Origin of the sequence: Bremerella sp. JC817, from assembly GCF_040718835.1 — a bacterium.
Classification (GTDB): Bacteria; Planctomycetota; Planctomycetia; order Pirellulales; family Pirellulaceae; genus Bremerella.
Genome location: NZ_JBFEFG010000274.1, coordinates 96,195 through 112,286, shown reverse-complemented (window position 1 = coordinate 112,286; position 16,092 = coordinate 96,195). Strand labels below are relative to the sequence as shown.

Genomic DNA, 16,092 nt, shown 5'->3' with positions numbered 1-16,092 from the left:
TTCACGTTCTTGATCTGAAATCAGGGACACTAACGTTTCCAGGAGGTTTTTACCGTGTCTATCATTCGTGTGGGCTCCACCGAAAAGTACTCAGCCGGATGGGAGTCAGCCTTCGGCGCAGCCCCAGCCAAGAAGAAGTCCGCAACCAAGAAAGCATCGAGCAAGCCGGCAGCGAAGGCTACCGCCAAGAAGGCAAGTGCCGCCGCCCCGAAGAAGAAGGCCGCCAAGAAGAAGGCCGCCAAGAAGTAACGGGGAAACTGCCGCGTGCCCGAGATCCGGTAAAATCGCGTCGTATCAAAAAACAAAGAGCCTGGTCGTTTCCGTCCAGGCTCTTTGCATATGTAGTTAAAGATTGATTGCGAAGGTTACGTTTACGACCAGCTCTCGAAGTCTTGGCCGCCGGCATCCAGGTCGTCCCCGGTGTGCCACTTTTCTAACGCTTGCAGGACATCGTCGCGTTCTTCGCGATTGGTCCACAGCGATTCGCCTTGTTCCAAGCGAACTTCATACCGCCCTTCACACTGGCAATCCTCTTCACCGCAGAAGTGCGGCACGGCGGATATCCATAGGATGCGATAGATCGGTACGTGTTTGTCGTCGATGATGCAAAAGAGCGAACTCATGGGCGACTCCTTATCATTCAGGCTGTCTCTCTTAGCCATTTCATTATATTACTCGCATCGGCTGTTTGGGTTGTCAATCCAGCCCTAATTCGCGAGAACGCCCCGCTGCAGCCGAAATCGCGTCGATAATTGCCCCACGAAAGCCTTTTTTCTCCAATTCGTGGATTCCCGCGATGGTCGTTCCGCCGGGACTGGCCACCTTGTCTTTAAGGACACCCGGGTGCTCTCCGGTCGCCAGAACCATCTCTGCGGCCCCTTTGACGGTCTGGGCTGCTAACTGCAAAGCGATGCCTCGCGGCAGTCCTTCGCGAACGCCTGCGTCGCTCATCGCTTCGATCAGCATGTAGATGAACGCCGGACCGGAACCAGATAAACCGGTCACCGCATCCAACTGCTTTTCAGGAACCTGCAAAGCCAGGCCAGTTGCGCTCAGAAGCTTCTGGGTAACTTCGATGTAGGCCGCGTCGACTCCTTCGCCAGCCGAGAACGCACAGGCGGACATACCAACCAGGCAAGGTGTGTTCGGCATGACGCGGATCATCCGCGGCGTTGGGAACAACTCTTTCAGCTTGGCAATCGACAGGCCAGCGGCGATCGAAACAAACAGGCAGCTATCAGGGATGTCGTTGATGGTGGCAGCAGCTTCGGCCATCATCTGTGGCTTGACCGCCAGGAAGACCACGTCGCTTTGATCGACCACCGTTTGATTCGAGGTCACCGTCTTCGCGCCGGAAATCTGGTTCTCTAAGCGAGTTCGGGCTTCTGGAAACGGATCGGAGGCCAAGATATGGCCACCTGGGATCCCCCCGTTCGTGACAAAGCCATGAGCCATGGCCAGGGCCATCTGCCCGGCGCCAAGGAAGCCAATACGGGGAATTTCGCTCGACATGAATGCATCCTGTTAGGTGATTGGGGAAGTGCCACTCTAAGGAAAAATGCTGGCGGCGACAATCGGCAAGAAAAGTCGCAAAACGTCACTTTTTAAAGCGGATTGATCTGGACATGGTTTCCGGAAGTTGAAACTATTCGCCCCTGCTATGTTTCCACTAACGGAGTCGGAGAAATGATTCGCACTAAAACGCTGTTCGTTTGGACACTCGTTTGCCTTTCATGCTTGTCGCTGCCTGCCGCTGCTTCGGCCGAGTGGTACAACCCGCTTTCGTGGACCAGTTCGTCCTCGAGTAGCAAAAAGAAGTCGAAAGAACCCAGCACTCTCCAGAAGTTCAATCAAGGGACGAAGGATTTCTTCTCGAAGTCGGCCGACTTCCTGAATCCGTTTGACGATGCGGATGATAAGAAGAAGACCAATACCCGCTATCAATACAACGGCGGCTACCGCTCGTCGAAGAAGAAGGAAGAAAGTTCCTGGTTTGGTTCGTGGTTCCAAAGCGATCCGGAACCTCGCCCAGCCGAGACGATCAGCGACTTCCTGGATGCACCGCGGCCTGAGTTTTAAGCTGCCGCCATCAAGCCAACTCCCGAAGGCCTCCCAGGCTCTCCAACTGGGAGGCCTTTTTGATGCGAGGACCGAATGCAAGGGCCCCGTGAAAAAAGCTTCGCGGCGGGGCATAATAGAGGGTAACCCTAAGACGCATGAAAGGTTGCCACATGTCGGATTCCCCTGTGAATCGAATTCCGTCCATCTCGCAGTTGATGGAACTGCGCCCGCTGAAAGATCTGGCCCACAAGGTTTCCAGCAGCACGGTCGCTGCCGGCATTAAAGCCTACCTGCAGCCATATCAAAAGCTGGCGATGGAGGCGGCCCCTACCCTGCCCTATGCTTCGCTGCAAAGTTTGGCGAGCGAAATCTCGGACTGGATCCTCGGGCAGCGCGGCCTCAGCCGACCAGAGGTGATCAACGCTTCGGGGCAGATTCTCGGATCGCAGTTCCCGGTTGGTCCCTTGGCGGACGAGATCGTGGTGCAAGCCCATGCCCGCCGGCACGACTACCGACTCGCTTCAGCCCAGCAAAACTTCCGGCAAGCGATCGAACAACTGCTGTGCGAGATCACCGGAGCCCAGGCCGCGATGGTCGTGAAAGATCGCGCTTCGGCGATCTACCTGGTCGCGACCACTTCGACCGGCGGTGGCGTCTTTGTGCCACGCTGCCAGATGTCAGCCACGTTCGATGGAATCGATTTTCCGAAACTGCTCGAAGCAGCCGACGTGCAAGAGATCGGCTCGAGCAACCAGGTACAGTTGGCGGAAATGGCCAACGATCTGCAAGGTAGCGCGCGGCGGCTATTGTGGTTCGATCGAACGAACTTCGACGGTGCCGGCAGTGCGGCCATCCCGAGCACACGCGAAGCAATCGAAACGTTGAAGTCGACCGGTGCTGCGATCTGGGCCGATCTTGGAATCGCGGGTCTGACGGCGGAAGGTCTCGAGCCATCGCTCGCGCTGTGCGATGCTCGGCAAGCGATCGACAGTGGAGCCGACCTCGTAACGCTCGGCGGCGGCTTGCTGTTGGGCGGTCCGGAATGTGGCATTATCGTCGGTTCGCAAGATGCGATCGCGAAACTGCGCTCCGTTTCGGTCGCTGCTTACCTGGGGGCTTCCGCACCAGCGTTTGCGGAACTGGAGGTTTGCCTGCGGATCCATCAATCAGGCGAACGAGTCGATGATCGGATTCCAGTTTTGTCGTTGTTGTCGACGCCGATCGAAAACCTTGATCTGCGGGCAACTCGCCTGGCTGAGCAGTTTGTTATTTCGCCTTGGATTGAAGAGGTGACGACGCGCGAAGCGGAAGCTCTCGTACTGCCAGGCGGCGTGAAATTGCCAACTCGCCAAGTTGTTATCAAACCGAAAGCAGATGGCAAAGAAGCCCTGTTAGCTCACCTGCAGGGCTTCCCGATGGTCGTGGCTGCCGAGGCGGGCGACGGACAACTCGTGCTCGACGTGCGCACTTTGTTCCCGCGCGACGACGCGCAATTGGTGGGCAAGATTGTTCCGGAAAACGGCTCTGGCGAGGGGTGTGATGCCGGAAATGATGAAAATTAGCAACTCTCGAAGGGGGAAATCGACCCTCTTGGATGCATCTTCATTCAAGATAAGGTAGCTTAGGCAAGATGCGTTCGGAGGGTTTGCCTGCATTGGCAGGGAAACCTATCCTAGTGTGTCCGTCGCCCTCACTGGAAAAACTTTCCATGCTTCGTGTTGCTGCTCTTCTGTTCATGCTGTTGCTTCCCTGCGTGGGGCATGCGCAAGAACTGTTGGTCCCGCACGAGCACCACGAGTGGGCGAGCTTTCCCGAGGGATCGTGGAAGCAGGTCAAACAGGTCACCGAGACCTTCAAAGATGGCGAACTCGTTTCGTCGATGACCACCACGCTGACCATTCGTCTGAAAGAAGTTGGTCAGGACTACATCGTTCTCGAACGTGAAGCTAAGTCGGAAGTGAGCGGTCAGGTCTTCGAGAAGCCGATCCGCGAATTCCGGAGCGGCATCAATGGGCAAAGTGGCGGACAACGCGTTCGCATTACCCCGGCCGGCGAGCAGAAAATCTCGGTCCTGGGCAAGCCTTACAAATGCGAAGTACGGCAGATGGAAGTCCTCGATGAGCCAACCAAGATCGTTGGCAAGGTTTTCTATAACTCGGAGACGCCACCTTACATTCTCCGTCGCGAGCACACCTTCACGCCGGCTGGTGCCGAGACACCTCAAAAGCAAATGGTGTCGGAAGTAATCGCCCTTAATAAGCCTTACCCGGTGCTGACCGAGATCAAGACGGTCGCCTTCATCGTGCAGAAGACCACCTCTTCCGACGAGACCACAGAAACGGTCGAAGCTCAATGTGCCGACGTGCCAGGCTTTGTGGTTGGCACTTGGATGACCGCTTACGACGCCAACGGCAAGTTGAAGTCGAAGACCACCGTCCAGCTTCTTAACTACGAAGTCGCTGCCCAGGAAATGGTGCCGGCGACAACCAAGACGGGCATCTTTCGCAATAAGCGAAACCAACGTCGCGTGTTCGACGAGCAGCAGAACTAAGCCGCTGCCATTTGCCTGGTCGATTCTTTCCGCGGACTACTCGTTCGCCGCGGTCTCTTGGGTTTCCACGCTTCGTGGTGGAGCTTTCTGCAGGGTCAGTTCCAGGAAGTGCGTTGGATCGACCTGGATCGATTTCGTTTTCGTCGGCTGCAGCAACGTTCGCAGCTTGGTCGAGGTCTCGGTGAAGATCTCGGTATCGGGATCCTGGTCTGACTTACGCACGTTCGCGTTCGAGTACGACAACTTTACTTCGTACCCATGTTCGGAGTAGCTGGTCACCTTTCCCAGGCACTTGAAGCCGAGACGTTGTTCCTCGGGCCAGTACTTCGAGGGCGTGGTGCCGCCGACTTGAATCGAGAACTCGTGGCCAGGCATGCACATCACCATCGGGCGTCCCAGGCAGACCGGCTTTTCCCGTGCTGGCCGCTGTTCCATTAACTTGATTTCCAGTGCGACGTACGACTCGAGCGGAGGTTCCGCACGCTTTTCTTCAGCGAAGCTGGTTGTCGGTAGCCAGGTCAAAAGCACGATTGTCAGAAGAAGGCGAGTCATCCGATGGGCTCCTCGGCGGAATAGGTGGAAGGTTTGGCAAGGCTATCCGATCGGGGCTGTTCAGGTCGATTCCAATCTCAATCAATTCGATTGATTTCCTTAGCGGTGATCTCGCCTGCCATTGGCCTGGGGGAGTGTCGGTTGAAGTGACGCGGCTGTCGCCTCAGATATCACGAGAAACAGCGGGAGGGAGTAAGTATAAAATTCTGTCGATCTTTCTTCCTTCTGCAGCGCCGGATCGGGAATAGTCCGTCCAGACCACTGCGAATCTTTACCCGAACAGTTCTCGGGATGGTTCGCGGATATCCATCATCTAAGCGGTCTTCTACACGCTGGCACTCTGCGTGCATTGGCGGTGATTGCGCTTCGACGATCGCGCCATCCCTGCTCCGCATCTCCCCTTGGCCAAGATAGTTTCTATGGACAACGAATCTCCGGAATCGACTGAATCGTCGCACTCGGGCAACAATTTCTTTCGCGTCGTTCCGATGCTGACCAGTGCCTTTGTCCACTTCATGCTGATCGTCTTATTGGTGGTTCTGACCGTCGATCTGGACGAAAAGCCGAAGATGATGGTGATCGATGCCGTCAACGATTCGGAAGAGTCGCTCGAAATGGACAGCTTCGAGGAATTCGAGTTCGCCGAAGACCTCTCCGAAATGGAAAACGAACTGAACGAGATGATGGCGGAAGCGTTGACGATCGAGGCTCAGGAAACGCCCGTCGTTGAAGTGGAAGCGGTCGAGATGATGGACAACTCGCTGCAAGTGGTCGAGAGCTTCGAGTCGATAATGTCGAGCGATTCGCTGATGGAAGAGATCGGCGGAGGCGACAACTCCAGTCGCTTTGGTTCATCCGGGGGCGGCGGTGCCGGGGCGGGTTCCGGGATGTATGGTCCTGGCCTGGTGGGGCGTTTCTTCGATATGAAGCAGGATCGCTCGCGTCGACCGCTCAGCTATACCGGTCGTTTTCCGGACTATATTGCCACGATGAATCGCCTGGTGGCGGCGGGCATGTCGGACCAGGCCACGCAAAGGTTCTTCGAGGCCAGCACGCGTTTGCAGCTCTCGCAGCTGATGATTCCGAACGCGGATGCCAACGATGCCCCCAAGGCCTTCAATGTTGAAGGCGAAGTCGAGCCGCGCGGCTGGTTCGTTCACTACACCGGAGTGGTCTCGCCGCCGGAAGGTGGCGAATGGCGGTTTGTCGGGTTCTTCGACGACATGCTGATGGTCTACATCAACAACAAGCCGGTGCTGGATGGTTCATGGGAACCGATGGTGAACGTCGGCAATGGTCCTTACGACAACTCGCTACGACAGGAATTCGGCGGTCCGAAGGTCATCACCACGCGTTCGGCCTATGCCGGCAAATGGATCAAGCTGAAAGGTCCGGTGAAGATCGACATCCTTATCGGAGAGACCCCTGGCGGACGGATGGGTGGCGTTTTGATGTGTCAGAAAAAGGATGCCGAGTACGAGAAGCGAGAAGACGGCACGCCGATTCTCCCTCTGTTTGCGGTTTCGCATGCTGAAACACGTCGCGTGCGAGAGGACGCTTTCGCCAAGCAATATGGCTTCGTAAACACGCCGCCACTGTGGAAGATCGCCGACTCGAAGCGGCGATAATCTACGCCTGCAGGGAGAGGGCAAAATTCTTCATATCCCTTTGCGCAGAATAGTTAGCAGTTTAAACGGACATGCTCTTAGTCGGCTAACGATTCTTAAGTCCCATATCGCGCGGACCCTCAAAGGCATGGGAACCTTCGATGCCTGAATTGCCGTCGGAATGTGGGATTATGCGCAGGTCGTTCCCTTTTTCCGTCGCTGCTCGTTTGGCGCAGGCCGCGATTGTTTACGACGCGGACGCTTTTTTCGACGAATTGCCACCCCCTGCGATAAGGGTGGACGGATTCGGCAAATGGTTCTTAGTTTGAGTCTTACCCCGATCATGCATCCTTAAAACTTCCAGGCTTTAGCCTCCCGCTCCGTCGAACGACGGTTACGTCGTGCACTGCGCGATGGATGGTCGTCTGACGCCTACCTGTTTTTTCGTCTTCATAAGGATGTAATTATGCAAATGGGTCTGAACCGCAATCGTCTGCGCGGTTTTACCTTGGTGGAACTGCTTGTGGTGATCGCGATCATCGGCGTGTTGATCGCTCTGCTTCTGCCAGCCGTCCAGCAAGCCCGCGAAGCTGCACGACGTATGCAGTGCACCAACAACTTGAAGCAGTTGGGACTCGCACTGCACAACTATCACGACGCTTTCGGCTCGTTCCCGTTTCGGAATGGTGGCACTGGGGCTCCAAGTTCGTCGACCGGTGGTCAGCGTAGTCGTCTGAGCGGGTTCTTGTTCCTGGCTCCGTTCTACGAACAACAGGCACTCTACGATCACTTTGTGGGTGGTGTCGAAGCTCCGCCATGGGATTCCTCGAAAATCACCGGTCCAACGTTCGCGGAAGCGGTTGTCGATGCCCTGCTCTGCCCTTCGGACGGCCAAGGACCACCGCCAGCGAACAACGCGATCGGTATGTACAACTACGTGATGTGCGGTGGCGACAGCGCCAACGGAACCGCGATCAGCACCTCAGTGACGACGCCAACCGTGCGTGGCTCGCGTGGTATGTTCGGTTCGTACATGTCGTATCGTTTCCGCGACATCATCGACGGCACTTCGAACACAATTGCCTTGTCGGAGCTCTCGCGACCCACCTCGCGCCGTCATATCGGCATGGTTGCCAGCACGTCGCGGATCAATAACCCCGCCGCATGTAAGGCGTTGTACGACTACAACAACAACGAATACTACGCCGACGGTTGGGTCGCTTCCGGCGAGCAGCTGCGTGGTTATCGCTGGGCGGATGGGGCTGAATTCTTTGCCGGCTTCCACACCAACGTCCCGCCGAACTCGCCATCCTGCTTCACGCAGCCGCAGATGGGGCACGTGTATGTCGGGCTGTACAGTGCCGGTAGCAAGCATCCAGGCGGTATCGTCTGCACCTTCGCGGACGGTTCGGCTCGGTTCATTACCGATACGATCGACACCGGGGACCAGTCGCAGATTCACCCCGTCTATAACGCTGGCTATGCTTCGCCCTATGGGGTGTGGGGGGCCCTTGGTACCCGTGCCGCTGGCGAAACGGTCAGCAACGACTAAGGCATTCTTCCCAACTGGCTTTTACCACACGGTCGACCGAATTCGGCCGTGTGATTGGTGGAGTTAAACAGACAAACCATGAGAATTGCATTCATCGCAGTCCTAGGCGTATTGATGCTGGGACAGTTTGGTTGTGGTTTTGGGGGGCGTGCTCTTCCTGAAGGTGCCATGGCTCTAGTGCCTGCCTCAGGCATTTTGCTCTATAACGACGAGCCCGTTTCCGAGGCCATCATCGTGTTCACGCCAGTCGACGAACACGCAGGATTCCCAGGTGGTTCGGCTCGAACCGATATGGATGGACGTTTCGTGCTGCAGGCCTATCCGACGCACGACGGAATGGTTCCAGCCGAGTACAAGGTTTCCGCGGTTAAGACCGAAGTGATCGAGATCGAAACAACCGATCCCGACGCCGACAAGTCGATCGCCCGTTCGTTTCTGCCCGAGAAATACATCAGCTACAAGACTTCCGGACTGACAGCAACGATCGGTCCTGAAGGAAACCAGGATCTCGTAATCGAGTTGCGCAACTAACCAGGTCGTCGAGTCACGGCAAATCTTAACCAGCGGCCGGCTCGACGCGTTGATTCTCTTTGCCGGAATTACACACGGGGGAGGCGTTCCAATCGGGACGCCTCCTTTTTTCGTACCTGGATCGGAAGCCAGAATTGGCAGGGTCTGCCTGCCGAAGCCGAGGCTGGAAGACGATTTGCCCGTAGCGAGTGGCGAATGGGGCAAATATCGGGCGAAAAATCTCCTAAAGCTCCCGTTTTTGTTAAAGTTCCATGCGTTGCCGAGGTGGGGCGGTTTGGTGCATAATACAGGGTTTCTCCCCTCGCATTTGCCAGCACCCATTACCGACAGGAGTTTGTATGTCCATGGAAGATCGCTTCAATAAGGTCGCGATTACCTTCGATGACGTCTTGTTGAGTCCCCGCTACAGCGACTTCGTGCCGGCCGATGTTACGACGAAGACCAACCTGACGGCGAACATCTCGCTGAACATTCCGCTGCTCAGCTCGCCCATGGATACCGTCACCGAATCGGAGATGGCGATCGCCCTGGCAAAAGAAGGTGGCCTGGGCATCATCCATAAGAATCTCTCGACCGAAGTGCAGACCGAAGAAGTCACCAAGGTGAAGCGGTCTGCCAACGGCATTATCGTCGACCCGGTGACGCTACCACCGACAGCACCTGTCGACGAAGCGAAGCGTCTGATGGATCAGCATCACGTTTCCGGCGTTCCGATCATCGGAACCGATGGCAAGCTAGCTGGTATCATCACCCGCCGCGATTTACGGTTCCTTGAGTCGAATGCCCTTTCTATTGCAGAGGTTATGACGAAAGACAACCTCGTGACAGCAACGGGGACCGTAACGCTTGCGGAAGCTGAGCAAATTTTAACGGCTAAAAAGGTGGAGAAACTTTTACTGGTTGACGAAGATTACAAACTAACGGGTCTCATCACGATCAAAGACATTGACATGATGAACCGGTTCCCCGAAGCGTCCAAAGACTCGATGGGACGCCTCAGGGCTGGAGCCGCCGTTGGTGTGATGGATTTCGACCGAGTTCAAAGTCTCATCAATGCCGACGTCGACGTGTTGGTAGTGGATAGTGCTCACGGGCACTCCAAGAACGTCATCGAGACCGTTCGCGAGATCAAGAAGAATTGGAACATCGACGTGATCGCCGGCAATGTGGCGACCGCGGAAGGATGCGAAGACTTGATCAAGGCGGGCGCGGACGCGGTTAAGGTTGGCATCGGACCTGGTTCGATCTGTACAACCCGAGTCGTCTCCGGGGTTGGTGTTCCGCAGATTACGGCGATTCATGACACGAGCATGGTTGCCCAGAAACACGGAATTCCGATCATCGCAGACGGCGGCGTGCGGTTCTCTGGCGACATTACCAAGGCGATCGCAGCAGGTGCTAGTGTGGTCATGGTTGGCGGGTTGTTCGCTGGCGTGGCTGAAAGCCCTGGCGAGGTGATCCTTTACCAAGGTCGAACCTTCAAGGTTTACCGCGGGATGGGCAGCCTCGGTGCGATGGTGAAAGGCTCCAAGGAGCGGTACCGACAAGGCAGTGTCACCGACGGTGGCAAGCTGGTCCCGGAAGGGGTCGAAGGTCGTGTGCCGTTCAAAGGACATTTGAACGCGTTTGTGTACCAACTTGTTGGCGGTTTACGAGCCGGCATGGGGTACTGCGGAACGCGGACCATCGAGGAGTTGCGCAAGGACGCCACCTTTATCCGAGTTACCTCGGCTAGTGTTAGGGAAAGCCATCCTCATGACATCGCCATCACTCAAGAGTCTCCTAACTACAGCCCGGAGACACACGACAAAAACGAATAGCATTAAGCTGCTCGCCACCTTGATGGTGCAAGGTGGCGTGGTGCTGGGCGGTTTGATGCCAGTGGCTGAAGCCCAGTCGCCTCGTACCCTCCCCACGGCTCAAAACACCGCGGCCCCGATTCAATCGAGCACGCCGCAAAGCCATCTGCAATGGCGACCTTCTACTAAGGTTCGCTCAGAAGCCAAGCCGGTCAGCAACGTTCAGCCGGCTTCGCATGTCCAACTGACTTCGGCCGATGGTCGTTCGGTTGTGCAGAACGCTTCGACCCTGCCGCCGGCCGATCCATTCAACGATCCGTTTGGCGATCAGATCCCTCATTACACCGCACAGCAGGCGACGCCACCGAGCCGTTTCTCGGCTCCTCCTGCCCCTCCGGTTGGTCAGCCAATGGCCGAAGAACCGATGCTGGAGCAGCCTGGTACGCCGCAGCCGATGGAACCATCGCCGATGCAACCTGCTCTGCAGCCATCGCGTCCGATGCCTTCGGTTCCGATGGAAAGCTCGCCGATGGATATCGTCCCCATGGACGAAATGCCAACGCCTGACGTGAAGCCGATGGCTCCGGTTCAGCCAAGCTCGCCTCCACGTTCGTCGAACGCATTGCCACCACCGCTGTTCCGTACGCAGCCAGAAATTCCGAACAACGCCGATCCAAACTGCGGTCAGATCTACCAGAAGCGTAACTGCTGCGAAGAATCGGATAACTGCAAGGAAATCCGCGAGGAACTCGGCCGCTTCAGCATCAAGCAAATCTCGCTCGACATCTCGTCGCCGTTCGCTCCAGACGAAGACGATCCGGCTGTCGCCGAGTCGTCGCAAGCTCAGGCCATGCAAGAAGCACCTGCCCGCGAATGGCGAAACATCGAAGGTGTGGTCGTCGCCGACGGTCGCATGATCGACATCCGCGATCGCCGTGTCAGCATCGACACGGGTGAAGAGATCAAGCGTATTCGCATCCAGGATCTGGGTAGCGATGAAAAGTGCTTCCTGACTGCCTACTGGAACCTGCCATACGAATGCGGTTGGACCGATCAGCCTTTCGAGGGCCGTCACTGGGCTCCGCTGGAAGTCAACTGGACCGCTTCGGCTCTGTGCCACAAGCCACTGTACTTTGAAGAACGTGCCCTGGAACGCTACGGTCACACGACCGGACCGATCTCGCAGCCGATCATCTCGGGGGCCCACTTCTTCGGAAGCGTCGCTGTCCTGCCTTACAAGATGGGGCTGAACCCGCCAACCGAGTGCCGCTATGCCTTGGGGTACTACCGACCTGGCAACTGTGCACCATACCTGGTTCCGCCAATTCCACTGAGTGCTCGTGCCGCAGCCGCTCAGGCTGGAGCCGTGCTCGGGGCGATCTACTGGATCCCCTAAACTGCTCACTTCCCACTGGGAGCGATTGGACCGGAAGGGCAGCCTGCATGCCAGGCTTGCCCTTCCATTGTTTCTTGAGCGTGCCAATGCCACGCGGTGTTAGTCGTCGCTTTTCAAATCAAGCTCGAAGTGATTGGTCTCGCCTTGAATCACTTCGCAAACCAATTCGGTTTGATCGTTGTACTTGCGAGGCACCTTCTCTTCGACGATCACCTCTTTACCTTTGTCGTTCACCATGGTGGTTGCTGTCCGCACACGCACGACATACTTACCTGGCGGAGCCCCACTCTGGCCGACGGTATAGATCAGCTCGAAATCGCCCTGCTCGTTCGTCTCGGCGACGGCTGGCCGTCCACCACCTTCCGGCGTGAAGACCACCTCGGCGTTTGGCAAAGGTTTTCCGTCGAGTGTCACTGTTCCGGTAGTTGCCGACGTGTTGCCCGATCCGCAGCCGGTGATGGCAAAGATGCCAAGCAGAAAGAGCTGTGCGCAACGTCGTTTCATAGAGTTAGCTTCCCTTCAAGAAAGGCACGAGCCAGCGTCTGCCCCCTAAGACGCCGGCTCGTGCCCAAGGTGTGAATTAAGAATTGTCGATCGGCTGGCCGTCATTACGAACGCCCAGACGCTGATAGACTCCCAGGTTCGCCGGATTGAAGGTGGGAGGTGCCGTGGTGTTCTGGTAGTCCTGGCCATTCACACCGGCGTTGCGATAGTGGATCGTGTCCGCGATGAAATGCACCGATCCGTCGGCATAAGCAAAAAGTGCCCCGCCAGGGTGATCGCTGGCAAAGCCTTCGATGCACTGATGCGTTCCGTTTAAGGGATCGTTCAGCGGTCGTGTGATCCGCCCGTGCGTGTAGTCCGATCCCTGGGGGCCACTTCCGGGCAAATTACGATTGCCGACCCAGGTGCCCTGAGCACAGCGACGATTTCGTTCACCCAGAATGAACGTGTTGGAGGTGCCATCCGTAACGTCTGCCAGACGCGTCTTGCTGCCGCGGAATAAGATGCCGTTATTCTTCAGATGGTTGACGTCGTACATCCCAATCACGGCGATGTAATTGGACTTCGACAAACGGAAATTGGTACCGAGATTGGCATCGCCGCTGAAATGACGGCCAGTGCCACCGTTCATCTTCCCACCATCCATCAGATGGCCTGCTGGATCGGAGGGACAGATGAAAACATCGAGCCGGGTTTGCACCAAGGGACGAAGGCTGGTGTCGTCCAGCGTGACTTTCAGATCCTGTTGAGATACCTCCAAGCGATCGTACAGGCTCGTTTGTTCCACAAATGGAAGGATGCGGGCTCCCCAGCCCCACATTTGTCGATTGTCGTCATTGGTGTGCTCACCTCCAGGCGGGAAATAGCCATAGGTATCGTGATGATTGTGCAGAGCAATGACCAGGTTCTTCAGGTTGTTATTGCAGTTAATTCGACGGGCCGCTTCCCTGGCCTGCTGAACGGCTGGTAACAACAAGGCGATCAGCACACCAATAATGGCGATGACCACCAGCAATTCGACGAGGGTGAAACCTCTTTTCGCCAGCATGACGAGACTCCTTACGTGGCTAGAGAAGAAGAGTGATGCGAAGAGGCTTGGAGTCTAGTGAAATATTCATTTAAAATCAAATTCTTTTGTTTTTGCACGCCTTGAGGACGTAGAAACGGGCTTTCCTTGTAGGAAGCTAAAGGAACGGATGCCACCATTCCCCAGATTGGCGATTGAGGCCGCTATCTAGAGGGGGTGCCGGATTGGTAAGAGAATTGAGCCTTTTGCTTCTTTCCCCTTTCGTGAGCTGGTCTCCGGCTTAGGGAGGGATCCTAGTCTCTGGGCCGCAATCCATAGGTGTTGCGCCAGGAAAGCAAATAGTTCGCCGGAAATCGAACGTTCCGACTTGTGATAAGTGTCTGAAGAACCTGAAACAGCTCGGCGAAGCCCGATCGATCAGTCCGCAGAGATATACGCCAGTCAAGTGAATTGAGCCTCTGGAAAGGCTCGAAAGTGTGCAAATTGCCTGGAAATTATAGGGTAAACGCCGCTTTCCCTATAAATCAGCCCGCGATGATCCGACGGACCCTCTTGCTAGCAGGATTGGTAATCTTGTTAATTTGCAAAATATCTGCGGCTCATGCTGAAAGTGTTGGTTTTGCCTGCGTTTCCGTGCCGATCGTTTGTGTTGAAGGTATCGAAAACTCAACCTGATACACGCTGGAGGTCTGTTATTTGACTTCCGGCCGCTCATTCACCAACCGTTGTCGACCACTGGGCCATCCAGTTGCCTTTCGATTGCGAAAGAGGAACCCATGAGAGCCACTACCTTGTGGACTGCCTTAACGTTGTCCACAGTGCTTTTTGCCGGCCAGGCAAACGCTGCCAAGACAACCTATGCCAACCAAACCGGTCAAAAGACGATCGGTCAGGAAACGTCTGCCGTCACCCATATCGCCAGCGGCGATTGGCGTGTCGAACGTCATCCTGAAGGCCAGCCAGGGCCGCAGATGCAGCCTGGGATGAACCCCTATGTGGCCATGGATCCTTACGGCCAGATGATGATGCCAGGCATGGCTGCAGGATACGCTCCCAACGGAGTGTCGCCGGCCGCCTATGGCATGCCGATGGGTCCGGGGTACGGCATGGCCGGGCCTGGCCAGCCAATGATGGATCCGAATGTCATGCCTGCAGGTCACCTCGGCGGCTACGGCTGTCAGTCGTGTGGCGGTGCAGGCTGCCAAAGCTGCCGCGGAGGTCACCTCGGTGGTCTCGGTAACGGTTGCAGTGCTTGTGGCGGAGCCGGTTGCGGCGGCTGCTGCGGACTGACCGGTGGCGGCATGTACTGCGGTTTCAGCCGCGGTATCGGCAACGCCTGGGACCTTTCGGCCTTCGGTGGCCGTTGTGCTCCTCGCTGGGCCGACGTGGTTGTCGACGCGACCTTCTTTATCTACGAACCAGGGAATAACAACATCGTTCTGGCTTCCCAGGGTGGTGCGAATAACCCGGTTCTCGATACGGACGACGTCGACTTCACCAACCAAGGTGGCGTCCGCATGTCGCTCAATCGAGCCTTCACCCCAGGTGGCAACCTCGAGTTCAGCTACATGGGCATGGGCAACTGGGCTTCGCAGCAAGGAGCTTACGGTAACGGTAACCTCTTCTCGCCTTTCTCGGACTTCGGTACCGATCCGGTTGGTGGTTACGCTGAAACCGACGGTGGCGACCTGATGCTGTACTCCTCGTCGAACCGCTTCGATTCGTTCGAGCTGAACTACCGCCGCTTCTTCACCTCAGCTAACTGCTGGTGGCAAAGCTCGTGGTGGGTTGGTATCCGCTACGTTCGAGTTGACGACGACGCCGTCCTGAACACTCAGGGGAGCGGTGGCACCCTCGAATATATCGTCGACGCTGACAACGACCTGTTCGGTGTGCAGTGGGGTACGGACTCGGCTCTGAAGCTGACCACTCGCTGGACGCTGTCGCTGTTCGGTGAGATCGGTGTCTACGGCAACCGTGCAACACAGGAATCGAATATCAACTTTGGTGGTATTAACATCCAGGAAACGACCGCCCAGCGTCGAGCCTCGATGGTTCTGGAAGCTGGCTTCCTGAGCACCTTCCGCATCGTTCCTCGCGGTACCTTGCGAGCCGGTTACCAGATCGTCTACATCGACGGTGTGGCACTGGGTAGCGATTCCTTCAACTTCCAGACCGGTGGAGCCGTTCCGCTGAATACCGCTCTGGCGGGCCGTGCAGCGAACATCAACGACAACGGTAACGCTCTTTACCATGGTCCAACGGTCGGTTTCGAGTACACCTGGTAAGACCTACCAATTAGCTCGACTATCAGAAACGCTAATAGGGTCGGCAACTTGCCGGCCCTATTTTTTTGCGCTCGATGGACATATAGAACGATTCTTTCTGCAGAGACGGCTCTGTCGGGGGGAATCGTTTTTGTCGATTTCCGGGGAAATGGGTAGAAAAACGGAACATTCGCGACTAATGTCAGTCTAAGTATATTCCGCAGAACTACCTAAATGGCGGGGCA

The 16,092-nt window shown here is 56.4% G+C and carries 15 protein-coding genes; 10 read left to right on the top strand and 5 right to left on the bottom strand.

The window, feature by feature from the left end; all coding sequences use genetic code 11:
* Positions 1-54 precede the first annotated feature (54 nt).
* Entirely contained in the window at positions 55-249 is a 195-nt protein-coding gene (locus AB1L30_RS14580) for a hypothetical protein (protein ID WP_367014167.1), read from the top strand.
* A 122-nt stretch (positions 250-371) separates the two neighbouring features.
* On the opposite strand, the gene AB1L30_RS14575 is transcribed toward AB1L30_RS14580, so the two are convergent.
* Positions 372-623 (bottom strand): hypothetical protein, encoded by a 252-nt coding sequence (locus tag AB1L30_RS14575; RefSeq protein WP_345085907.1) that lies wholly within the window; start codon positions 621-623, stop codon positions 372-374.
* 73 nt (positions 624-696) lie between these two features.
* On the bottom strand, positions 697-1,512 hold the full coding sequence (proC, locus tag AB1L30_RS14570; protein WP_367014166.1) for a pyrroline-5-carboxylate reductase: 816 nt from the start codon (positions 1,510-1,512) through the stop codon (positions 697-699).
* Between the two features lie 174 nt (positions 1,513-1,686).
* Here proC and AB1L30_RS14565 point away from each other — a divergent pair, with 174 nt between their 5' ends.
* The 3 genes from AB1L30_RS14565 to AB1L30_RS14555 all read left to right on the top strand — a co-directional run bounded on the left by AB1L30_RS14565 (position 1,687) and on the right by AB1L30_RS14555 (position 4,612).
* The gene (locus AB1L30_RS14565; RefSeq protein ID WP_367014165.1) at positions 1,687-2,079 is read left to right on the top strand and encodes a hypothetical protein; all 393 of its coding nucleotides are present in this window, start codon (positions 1,687-1,689) and stop codon (positions 2,077-2,079) included.
* 152 nt (positions 2,080-2,231) lie between these two features.
* Positions 2,232-3,623, top strand: coding sequence for a hypothetical protein (locus tag AB1L30_RS14560; protein ID WP_367014164.1), 1,392 nt, complete (start codon positions 2,232-2,234; stop codon positions 3,621-3,623).
* Positions 3,624-3,769: 146 nt separating this feature from the next.
* Positions 3,770-4,612 carry a hypothetical protein gene (locus AB1L30_RS14555; protein WP_367014163.1) on the top strand — a complete coding sequence of 281 codons (843 nt, stop codon included), beginning with the start codon at positions 3,770-3,772 and terminating at the stop codon, positions 4,610-4,612.
* A gap of 36 nt (positions 4,613-4,648) precedes the next feature.
* On the opposite strand, the gene AB1L30_RS14550 is transcribed toward AB1L30_RS14555, so the two are convergent.
* Positions 4,649-5,164 (bottom strand): hypothetical protein, encoded by a 516-nt coding sequence (locus AB1L30_RS14550; protein ID WP_367014161.1) that lies wholly within the window; start codon positions 5,162-5,164, stop codon positions 4,649-4,651.
* 419 nt (positions 5,165-5,583) lie between these two features.
* Between AB1L30_RS14550 and AB1L30_RS14545 the strand changes: the two genes are divergently transcribed.
* From AB1L30_RS14545 to AB1L30_RS14525, 5 genes are all read left to right on the top strand, one after another.
* Positions 5,584-6,792 (top strand): hypothetical protein, encoded by a 1,209-nt coding sequence (locus AB1L30_RS14545; protein ID WP_367014160.1) that lies wholly within the window; start codon positions 5,584-5,586, stop codon positions 6,790-6,792.
* Between the two features lie 445 nt (positions 6,793-7,237).
* The gene (locus AB1L30_RS14540; RefSeq protein WP_367014159.1) at positions 7,238-8,323 is read left to right on the top strand and encodes a DUF1559 domain-containing protein; all 1,086 of its coding nucleotides are present in this window, start codon (positions 7,238-7,240) and stop codon (positions 8,321-8,323) included.
* A 168-nt stretch (positions 8,324-8,491) separates the two neighbouring features.
* Positions 8,492-8,854, top strand: coding sequence for a hypothetical protein (locus tag AB1L30_RS14535; RefSeq protein ID WP_367014158.1), 363 nt, complete (start codon positions 8,492-8,494; stop codon positions 8,852-8,854).
* Positions 8,855-9,198: 344 nt separating this feature from the next.
* Positions 9,199-10,674: an IMP dehydrogenase gene (guaB, locus tag AB1L30_RS14530; RefSeq protein WP_345090817.1), complete on the top strand. Its 1,476-nt coding sequence runs from the start codon at positions 9,199-9,201 to the stop codon at positions 10,672-10,674.
* A 19-nt stretch (positions 10,675-10,693) separates the two neighbouring features.
* A complete protein-coding gene (locus AB1L30_RS14525; RefSeq protein WP_367014157.1) occupies positions 10,694-12,049 on the top strand; it encodes a hypothetical protein in 1,356 nt (451 codons plus the stop codon).
* Positions 12,050-12,148: 99 nt separating this feature from the next.
* Here AB1L30_RS14525 and AB1L30_RS14520 read toward each other — a convergent pair whose 3' ends face one another.
* Positions 12,149-12,553, bottom strand: a complete 405-nt coding sequence (locus AB1L30_RS14520) for a carboxypeptidase-like regulatory domain-containing protein (protein ID WP_367014156.1) — start codon at positions 12,551-12,553, stop codon at positions 12,149-12,151.
* Between the two features lie 76 nt (positions 12,554-12,629).
* Positions 12,630-13,601, bottom strand: a complete 972-nt coding sequence (locus AB1L30_RS14515) for a DUF1559 domain-containing protein (protein WP_367014155.1) — start codon at positions 13,599-13,601, stop codon at positions 12,630-12,632.
* 755 nt (positions 13,602-14,356) lie between these two features.
* Here AB1L30_RS14515 and AB1L30_RS14510 point away from each other — a divergent pair.
* Positions 14,357-15,868 (top strand): hypothetical protein, encoded by a 1,512-nt coding sequence (locus tag AB1L30_RS14510; RefSeq protein ID WP_367014154.1) that lies wholly within the window; start codon positions 14,357-14,359, stop codon positions 15,866-15,868.
* The last annotated feature ends 224 nt before the right edge of the window (positions 15,869-16,092 follow it).